The 8,437-nt window shown below is 56.1% G+C and carries 11 protein-coding genes; 6 read left to right on the forward strand and 5 right to left on the reverse strand.

Translation table 11 applies throughout. The features are described 5' to 3' along the window. The 5 genes from K5905_RS20755 to K5905_RS20775 form a co-directional block, all read right to left on the reverse strand. Positions 1-209 (reverse strand): tRNA-binding protein (locus tag K5905_RS20755; RefSeq protein ID WP_297587198.1); only part of this gene is annotated, 209 nt, incomplete at its 3' end. 70 nt (positions 210-279) lie between these two features. Beyond that, on the reverse strand, positions 280-978 hold the full coding sequence (locus K5905_RS20760) for a TetR/AcrR family transcriptional regulator (RefSeq protein WP_297587201.1): 699 nt from the start codon (positions 976-978) through the stop codon (positions 280-282). A 92-nt stretch (positions 979-1,070) separates the two neighbouring features. Then, positions 1,071-1,889: a pyrroline-5-carboxylate reductase gene (gene proC, locus K5905_RS20765; RefSeq protein ID WP_297587204.1), complete on the reverse strand. Its 819-nt coding sequence runs from the start codon at positions 1,887-1,889 to the stop codon at positions 1,071-1,073. Then, positions 1,886-2,386: a YbjN domain-containing protein gene (locus tag K5905_RS20770; RefSeq protein ID WP_297587207.1), complete on the reverse strand. Its 501-nt coding sequence runs from the start codon at positions 2,384-2,386 to the stop codon at positions 1,886-1,888. Before K5905_RS20770 ends, proC begins: the two co-directional genes overlap by 4 nt. 346 nt (positions 2,387-2,732) lie before the next feature. Then, positions 2,733-2,999 carry an accessory factor UbiK family protein gene (locus K5905_RS20775; protein WP_297587210.1) on the reverse strand — a complete coding sequence of 89 codons (267 nt, stop codon included), beginning with the start codon at positions 2,997-2,999 and terminating at the stop codon, positions 2,733-2,735. A gap of 183 nt (positions 3,000-3,182) precedes the next feature. On the opposite strand from K5905_RS20775, the gene lgt reads away from it, so the two are divergent. The 6 genes from lgt to prs form a co-directional block, all read left to right on the forward strand. Then, positions 3,183-4,016, forward strand: coding sequence for a prolipoprotein diacylglyceryl transferase (lgt, locus tag K5905_RS20780; protein ID WP_297587213.1), 834 nt, complete (start codon positions 3,183-3,185; stop codon positions 4,014-4,016). Then, positions 4,013-5,101 carry a class I SAM-dependent methyltransferase gene (locus K5905_RS20785; RefSeq protein ID WP_297587215.1) on the forward strand — a complete coding sequence of 363 codons (1,089 nt, stop codon included), beginning with the start codon at positions 4,013-4,015 and terminating at the stop codon, positions 5,099-5,101. The genes lgt and K5905_RS20785 overlap by 4 nt, the downstream gene beginning before the upstream one ends. Before the next feature lie 53 nt (positions 5,102-5,154). After that, the gene (pgeF, locus tag K5905_RS20790) at positions 5,155-5,919 is read left to right on the forward strand and encodes a peptidoglycan editing factor PgeF (RefSeq protein ID WP_297587217.1); all 765 of its coding nucleotides are present in this window, start codon (positions 5,155-5,157) and stop codon (positions 5,917-5,919) included. A gap of 9 nt (positions 5,920-5,928) precedes the next feature. Then, positions 5,929-7,086, forward strand: coding sequence for a Xaa-Pro peptidase family protein (locus tag K5905_RS20795; protein WP_297587219.1), 1,158 nt, complete (start codon positions 5,929-5,931; stop codon positions 7,084-7,086). A 94-nt stretch (positions 7,087-7,180) separates the two neighbouring features. After that, complete coding sequence (locus tag K5905_RS20800) at positions 7,181-7,702, forward strand: hypothetical protein (RefSeq protein ID WP_297587222.1); 522 nt, start codon at positions 7,181-7,183, stop codon at positions 7,700-7,702. Between the two features lie 235 nt (positions 7,703-7,937). After that, a partial coding sequence (prs, locus tag K5905_RS20805) for a ribose-phosphate diphosphokinase (protein WP_297587224.1) occupies positions 7,938-8,437 on the forward strand: 500 nt, incomplete at its 3' end.

Here is an 8,437-nt window from a genome sequence, read left to right on the forward strand (position 1 = left end):
ACAGCCATAACGAGCCGCCCGACAAGCGTCTCTGGGGTGTAATGCTTGGTAATCTGCGCAGACGTTTTCTTGATGCCGATATCCGGACCGAAATCGACCCGCATCTTGTAGGCAGGCTTGCGAGCTTCCGGAAAATCCTCGGCCTCGACAATTCGGCCCACCCTGACATCCACTTTCAGAAAATCATCAAAACTGATCTGGTCGCTCATGCTATCGTCCTCGTGACAGTGCGAGCGACCATGAAGGGTCGGATTTCTTTATGCAAGTGTGAAGTGTGCGTTAAGCACCTGCCGTGGCTTCATTTGCAAATCCGTCGTCATCTTCAGCGTTTTCGTCTTTGTGCCGACGGTGCCGTCTCCGATCCGACGCCTTTCTAAGCATCTTCTGCAGGCCCTTGGCGACGCTTTCCAGACCATTGATCCGCTTCATGAACGACGATCCCTTGTCCAGCTCCCGGTCGAGCTTGGCCATGGTGCGCGGCATGCCTTCATCCGCCTCATCCAGCCAGACGCCAACAACGCGTGCAAAGGCAATCGAAAGCCCCTGGGCGATGATGTTCGCCTTGAGACCGGAGACATCGATTCCGGCCGCAATCAGCATCCACTTCTGCGACTTGAGCTCCAGACCGTTGAAATCGATTGCCAGTGCCGGGTCACGTCGTGCTGCCTTGTGCAAGGCTCGAACCGCATCCTTGTGCTCGGCAAGAGCGTCGATCCGGGTCATAAGCACGTCAAACAGCCGATCTCTGGGCGGTTGATCGCCCATATCCTCGTCACGCTCGTCCAGAACGGCAGTGTCGACTTTTTCGGCGAAAGCAGCCACCAGCTCCAGTTTTGAGCCATATGCACTGCGCATGTCGGAGAGCTTGATTTTTGCTTTTTCCGCCACGAGGGGCAGCGACACGTCCTCATAAGGATGGTCAGACAGCAGATCTAAAAATGTCTGAAGGATCTTCTGTTTGGTCTTTGCGGTTGCCATAGAACGATCTCCAATATGCCTTTGAAAAGTAACATAGGAGACCGGGAATGCGGCGAAAAGGGTGTCGCTCTGCCGCAGTCCCGAAAATTACCTTATTCCGCCAGTTCTCGCGCCCGTTTCACAGCCGATGCAACAGCCTCGGTCATGACAGGCTGCAATCCCTCGTCATGCATCAGCACTTCAAGCGCTGCGGCGGTGGTGCCATTGGGGCTGGTGACATTCTGACGGAGCTTGGAAGGATGCTCTCCCGTCTGATGCATCAGTTCACCGGCGCCGCAAATCGTGGCGACGGCCAGCTTTTCCGCAAGATCTTCCGGCAGCCCTGCGGCCTTCCCGGCTTCGCTCAGGACTTCAGCCATGTAGAAAACATAAGCCGGTCCCGAACCGCTGACACCTGTGACCAGATCTATTTGATCTTCACTGTCAAGCCAAACCACTTCACCCACCGCTGACAGGAGTTTTGTCACCGCATCCCGTTGCTCACCCGTTACCGGCTCTGTCGGATACACAGCAGTGATCCCGCGCTTTACCATGGCCGGAGTGTTCGGCATGCATCGGCAGATGGGGACATCCCCGAATACCGACTGGAATTTGGAGACGGGTGTTCCGGCTGCGACGGAAAGGACCAGCGTATCGGAAGCGACTGCCGATTTCACGCCTGGCAGAACCTGATCCATCAATTGCGGCTTCACCGCTATCAGGACAATACCTGCGTTCAGCTCTGCCGGAACAGAAGTCACATGGCGTATGCCATGCCGGTTCAACAGGGTGACCATCTCTTCGGACGGACGTGGATCACAGACGGTTATGGCGGACGGGTCAACACCTTCCGCCATCCATCCCGATAGCATTGCGCCTCCCATCTTGCCGGCTCCGACAAGAAGGAAAGGCCGTTCAATGGAAAAACTCATGCTTCTCCCGCGGTTTCAAACAAGGCCGTAGACATCGCTTCCGAAGCCGAGTGACCGGCCCAGACAACGAATTGAAAGGCTTGATAGAAACGTTCGCAGTTTTCAAGTGCATTCGTCAGCATTGCCTCAATTTGTGCCGACGAAGCTTCTGCGCCACCGGTCAAAAGCAGTGATTGACGGAACATGATGACGTTCTCTTTGTGCCAGAGATCGAAATGCCCCATCCAGAGTTGCTCATTCACCAGTGCCAGAAGACGGACGATTTCCGTTTTGCGGGGTTCGGTAACTTTCAGGTCGAATGCACAAGCCAGATGCAGGGCTTCGACTTCTTCCATCCAGGAGAAGGAAACATGGTAGTCGCACCAACTCCCGCCCAGGGAAATGGTGATCTCGTCCTCGTCCGACCGTTCAAAGGTCCAGTCGTTCAAGGCGGCGACAGTCTCGATTGTATCTACGGGGTTGCCAGGACGCTCGAATTCGATCTCGATGAGGCTCATGTGCCTTCTCCCCTTCCGAGCCGGGGCCGAGTACCCGATTAGGATAACCGGGTGGGCCGCCGGGAAATTTCCCATGCCGGAGGAGCAAAACGCGTCCCTTAGGTGGCCCTTGAAGCGAACCGGTTCCGTCTTGCTCCGACGAATCCCTGTTAACTTAGAGTATAGGATCAGGAATGATTTAAGGGATACATACCAATAGGACCGAAAAAGCTGAAACTTGTGGAAGACTCAGCGGGAATTTTTATCAAGATGCTCAAAAACATCGCATTTCCGCCAAGTCTAACCGTCGTAAATCTGTCATTCACAATTAACAGAATTCACTCACAACAACGTCAAATGCGGGCACTCAGGCGTCGCCGGTGCCTTCGGAGCCGTTTTTCTCCAGTGCCGCAAGCCTTGATTCGAGTTCTTCGACCTTATCAAGTGCGCGCGCTGCCATTTCCTTTACGGCTTCGTGTTCTTCGCGCGAAACCACGTCCATTTCGGAAAGGAACCGCTCTGCCTGAGCTCGGAAGGCGGTTTCCACTTCGCGGCGCGCGCCCTGGGCAACACCCGCGGCATCGGTCATCAGTTTGGCAAAATCATCGAGAAGCCGGTTCGGGCCTTGGGTCATGTGACCCTCCTTGGTCGGAAACAAATAGAATACTTCAGAGGTATGAGGGATTTGCCTCAACTTCAAGATCCAATTACGCCGCATTTGTGTGTGAAGCACCGGCTTGACGGGCGCAGCAAGATGGCGCAAGCGTTGCCCCGGAAATCAACCGGTGCTTTGCAACCCACTTCAAAAGGACCTGCCGTGACGCCATTACTCGTCTTGCCGTTCCCGGCAATCGATCCTGTGATCTTCGAATTCGGACCGCTCGCGCTGCGCTGGTACGCTCTCGCGTACATCGTCGGCATTATTCTGGCATGGCGCTATATGCGTTCGCTTGTTCTCAATGACCGGCTTTGGGGTGCGATCCATCGGCCCACTGCAGCAGATCTTGACGATTTTGTCCTCTGGGGAACGCTGGGCATCATTATCGGCGGACGCCTTGGTTACGTCCTTTTCTACAATCCCGCCTACTATTTCGCCAATCCCGGCGAAGCACTGGCGGTTTGGACCGGCGGCATGTCCTTTCATGGCGGGTTCGCGGGCACCGTCATCGCGATGGTGCTGTTCGCCTTGCGGCGTGGCCTGTCTGTATGGACCCTGTTCGACCTTGCGGGGTGCGCGGCTCCGATCGGCTTGTTTTTCGGCCGGATCGCCAACTTCATCAATGCTGAACTCTGGGGACGGCCAACTGATGTTCCCTGGGCCTTTGTCTTTCCCGGAGCCGGACCGGAACCGCGCCATCCGAGCCAACTTTATGAAGCCGCACTGGAAGGCGTGGTCCTGTTCTTGGTACTGCGTTTGCTGTCTCACCGGTTTGAACTCTTCAGAAAACCCGGTTTCCTCGCCGGAGCCTTCGCGTTCGGCTACGGCATCGCCCGTTCAATTGCGGAACTTTACAGGGTACCCGACGCGCATATCGGCTATTTGAGCGGCTTTTTCACCATGGGCATGATGTTGTCGGTACCCATGATCCTTGCCGGGCTGGCCGCGATGATCTGGGCCGGCAGCCGCAAAACCGAGACATCTGCCCTGTGACCATTTTGAAAGACAGGATCAAGGCGCGAATTGCCAGCGAAGGACCTCTTTCGATCGCGCAGTACATGACAATCTGCCTTGCCGATCCTGAAGCGGGTTACTACACGACCCGTGAACCTTTTGGAAAACACGGCGATTTCACAACGGCGCCTGAAGTCAGTCAGATGTTTGGCGAACTGATCGGAGCCGCCTGCCTGTCAGCCTACGCCGTGATGGGAGCTCCCCAAAGGTTTGAGCTGGTCGAACTTGGTCCCGGCCGCGGCACGCTGATGTCGGACCTCCTGCGCATGGCCGCTCTGCGTCCTGCTTTTTTAAACGCTGCCAGACTGAACCTCGTCGAAATCAGCCCGCGCCTTCGGGATATGCAGGCAAAAACACTCGCAGGTTCTAAACTGGAACCGATCTTCAGGGACAGTTTCCGCGATGTTCCGGACGGCCCGTTCATTCTGGTGGCCAATGAGTTTTTTGATGCGCTGCCGATCCACCAGCATGTGAAAATCCCAGATGGTTGGCGGGAACGGCAGATCGGACTGGATGAAAACGGCAACCTGGTATTCGGCGCCGGCACTGCCAGACTTCCGGACAAAGCCATTCCTCCGGAGTTTGCAAAAAGCCCCGAGGGAACCATCCTGGAAACCCAGCCCGCAGCCAACGCGATAGCCGAAGAGATCGGCGCAAGACTGACAAAACACGGCGGCGTTGCTGTCTTTATTGACTATGGCTATCTGACAACCGCACCGGGCGACACACTTCAGGCCCTTCGCAGACATTCCTATGACGATGCGCTCGCGCATCCCGGCGAAGCGGATCTGACGGCACATGTGAATTTCGAAGCACTGGCTGCGGCAGCGGTCCGGGGCGGCGCAAAGGCACTGCCTCCCCTCACCCAGGGCGAATTCCTGCTACGCTCCGGATTGCTCGAGCGAGCGGGGGTTCTGGGTGCCGGAAAAACACCTCAGGAACAGGATGCAATCCGCGACGCAGTTGAACGCCTGGCCGCGCCTGGTCAGATGGGTGACCTGTTCAAGGTTTTGGCAATCACGGGAAAAAAATGCGCGTTTTCACCGTTTGACAGCGCCGGTTGATAGCCCCAAGGATCAGTGCCTGAAAGGACGAATCGCTTGTGTCGGAGACATCCATGAAGATTGAAGCGGACGCATTGAAGCTGAATGGTATCCACCACGGTTTTTTCACGCGCCAGGGCGGCGTTTCGAAAGGGATATACGAAAGCCTCAATATCGGCCTCGGTTCGGACGATACCCGTGATCAGGTCCTAGAAAACCGTGGGCGGGTCGCAGGTGAACTCGGTGTGGATGCCAGCATGCTGGCCTCTCCCTATCAGATCCACTCCCCTGACGTGATATCGCTGAACGGTCCGTTTGTCGAAGGCCAGGACCGCAAGGCCGATGCACTCGTTACCAGCGCTCAAGGTCTGGCAATTGGTGTCTCGACCGCGGATTGCGGACCGGTTTTGTTTGCAGACCCTGTGTCAAAGGTGCTTGGTGCTGCACATTCCGGCTGGAAGGGAGCGATCACCGGCATCCTGGAAAACACGGTCTCCGCGATGGAAGCCCTTGGTGCCAACCGGAACAGCATTGTCGCGGTCCTTGGTCCGACAATCTCCCAAAAGGCTTATGAAGTTGGGCCTGAATTTCAGGAAAGGTTTACACAGGGCGCGAACGAAAATGCCCGCTTTTTTGTTCCCTCCGAGCGAAGCGGCCATTTTATGTTTGACTTACCCGCCTTTATCTCAGCTAGGCTTGAAGTGATTGGCCTTGGCCAGGTCGTCGACATGGGTCTTTGCACCTATGGCGACGAAGAACGTTTCTTTTCCTACCGGCGCACGACCCACCGGAAAGAACCGGATTACGGTCGCCAGATCAGCGCGATTGCACTCACTTAAGGACGCCCCATGGCACTTCATTTTTCTGATGCTGAATTTGAAAGTCGCTTCGAAAAGCTTAAAGCCTCTATGGAGGCCGACGACCTCGACGCCATGCTTCTGTTCGCTCAGGAGAGCATGTATTGGCTGACCGGCTATGACACGTTCGGCTTCTGCTTCTTCCAGTGTCTTGTGGTGACCAAAGATGGAGAAAAGGTTCTTCTGACCCGGTCGGCCGATCAACGCCAGGCCAAACAGACTTCCAACATCTCGGACATTCGTATCTGGGTCGACCGAGGAACGGCAAGTCCGGTGCTGCAACTGAAGGACATGCTGTTCGACATGGATCTTCTCGGCAAGAAGATCGGTATCGAATACGACACCCACGGCATGACGGGGAAAATCGGTCTCCAAATCAATGCGGAACTGACCAGTTTTGCCGACATCAGCGACGCTTCTCCCCTGATCCCGAATTTGCGCGCCGTCAAAAGCGAAGAAGAAATCGCCTATGTCCGCAAGGCAGCAGACCTTGCCGACAAGGCCTATTACGCCGCCATGAACGAAATTCACCCCGGTGCGGACGAAGGCCGTATCCTCGCGGCAATGCAAGGCGCCATTTTCGAAGGGGGGGGTGACTATCCGGGCAACGAATTCATCATCGGGTCCGGTCAGGATGCTCTTTTGTGCCGCTACAAGGCAGGCCGCCGGACCTTGTCCGATCAGGATCAGCTCACCCTGGAATGGGCCGGCAGCTATCGCCACTATCACGCAGCCCTGATGAGAACGATTGTGATCGGCACGCCGACCGACAGGCACCAGGAAATGTACACCGCCGCGCGCGAAGCTCTCGCGGCTGTTGAAACACAACTGGTTCCGGGAAAGACGTTCGGGGACGTCTTCGACGCTCATGCCGAACGCGTCGATGCCCATGGAATGATGCAGCACCGGTTGAATGCGTGCGGCTACTCGCTTGGCGCCCGTTTCACTCCAAGCTGGATGGACACGCCGATGGCCTACAAGTCAAACCCGGCGGAAGTGAAGCCGAACATGGTGATTTTCATGCACATGATCTTGATGGATTCAATCTCCGGCACGGCGATGACACTTGGTCAGACCTATCTGACAACACAAAACGCGCCCGAGTGCTTATCCAAGCTGCCTCTCGACCTGCCGGTCAAGTCAGGCTAAACCATGTTCAACTTTGTGGATCGGCTCACTTCCCGGCAATTCTGCCGCCGGTCCGCAACCGGAACGAATTAGACCACGAGAGCCAGGCATCTCCATGCTCCCAATTTCAAGCCAGAAATCCTTTTCATTCCTGCGAGCAATGGCGGGTTTGTTGCTTTTAAGCGTGCTTGCGGCCTGTCAATCGTCGCCGCAACCGCCCAGCCCGATTGCAACAACGGCCCCTTCGCCGTCAATTGCAGGACAGGTGGACGAGGAGCAAGGTGTCACTTTTGCCTTTGAACCTTTCACTGGAGCACCCGGTAACATCGCCGATGAGCTTTCCGAATTCATCGGTGAGGAAGCTCGCAAACAGGGTATCACCCTTGTTCGCCGGGTTGGGGCGAGCGCGTCATACCGTGTGAACGGATTTCTTGCGGCAACGGGACAGCCCTCCAACGGCACTGTGTTTTATGTCTTCGACATTGTCGACGGCTCCGGCAAGCGTCTGAAACGAATCTCCGGGACGGAAGCAACAGGTGGTGCCTCCGGTGATCCGTGGCAGTCGGTCAGTTCCGGAACATTGTCCCGAATCGCCAATCGTTCCATGGTAGAAATCAAAGCCTGGCTCAACCGATAATGATCAGTTCGACGGGCAACTGTCGTTCTTCGTCATAAAAATACAAAAAAAGCGAGATTCAGGCGCGAACGACGGTTGTGGTCCGGGTGGTTGATTGTTACAACGCCGCCGCCTGCTAAGGCTTTCCATGAGGAGCTCTTGGCGAAGGCACTTGAACGACCTAGGCCCTTTCCGCGTGTTTGCATGGCCACTTCAGCCTGCAAGCCCGGCGTCGCACCAGAAGGACTTGCGGCTCATGAAGATCGTCGCGGGCAACTCCAACCGAGCCCTGGCAGAGGAAATTTCCAACTATCTGGATGTGCCTCTGGCCAAATGCCAGGTTCGGCGATTTGCCGACCAGGAAATCTTCGTAGAAATACAAGAAAACGTGCGCGGCGAAGATGTCTTCGTCGTGCAGCCGACCAGCTACCCGGCCAATGACCACTTGATGGAGCTGCTCATCATTATTGATGCGCTGCGCCGTTCATCCGCCCGCCGGATCACGGCGGTGCTTCCCTATTTCGGATATGCCCGTCAGGATCGCCGCGCTTCCGGCCGAACGCCGATCTCGGCGAAGCTGGTGGCAAATCTGATCACCGAAGCAGGTGCGGACCGCATTTTGACCCTGGATCTCCATGCTGGACAGATCCAGGGTTTTTTCGATATCCCGACCGACAACCTGTTTGCGGCTCCGGTCATGACCCGCGACATCAAGGAACGTTACGCCACTGACAATGTCATGGTTGTTTCTCCGGA

The organism is Roseibium sp., from assembly GCF_025698965.1.
In the GTDB taxonomy this organism is placed as follows: domain Bacteria; phylum Pseudomonadota; class Alphaproteobacteria; order Rhizobiales; family Stappiaceae; genus Roseibium.

What these genes read in the sequence shown, in the direction of transcription:
- K5905_RS20760 (WP_297587201.1), bottom strand. Translation starts at nt 978, where the DNA reads ATGGCAACCGCAAAGACCAAACAGAAGATCCTTCAGACATTTTTAGAT.
- proC (WP_297587204.1), bottom strand. Translation starts at nt 1,889, where the DNA reads ATGAGTTTTTCCATTGAACGGCCTTTCCTTCTTGTCGGAGCCGGCAAG.
- K5905_RS20770 (WP_297587207.1), bottom strand. Translation starts at nt 2,386, where the DNA reads ATGAGCCTCATCGAGATCGAATTCGAGCGTCCTGGCAACCCCGTAGAT.
- K5905_RS20775 (WP_297587210.1), bottom strand. Translation starts at nt 2,999, where the DNA reads ATGACCCAAGGCCCGAACCGGCTTCTCGATGATTTTGCCAAACTGATG.
- pgeF (WP_297587217.1), top strand. Translation starts at nt 5,155, where the DNA reads ATGAAGATTGAAGCGGACGCATTGAAGCTGAATGGTATCCACCACGGT.
- K5905_RS20795 (WP_297587219.1), top strand. Translation starts at nt 5,929, where the DNA reads ATGGCACTTCATTTTTCTGATGCTGAATTTGAAAGTCGCTTCGAAAAG.
- K5905_RS20800 (WP_297587222.1), top strand. Translation starts at nt 7,181, where the DNA reads ATGCTCCCAATTTCAAGCCAGAAATCCTTTTCATTCCTGCGAGCAATG.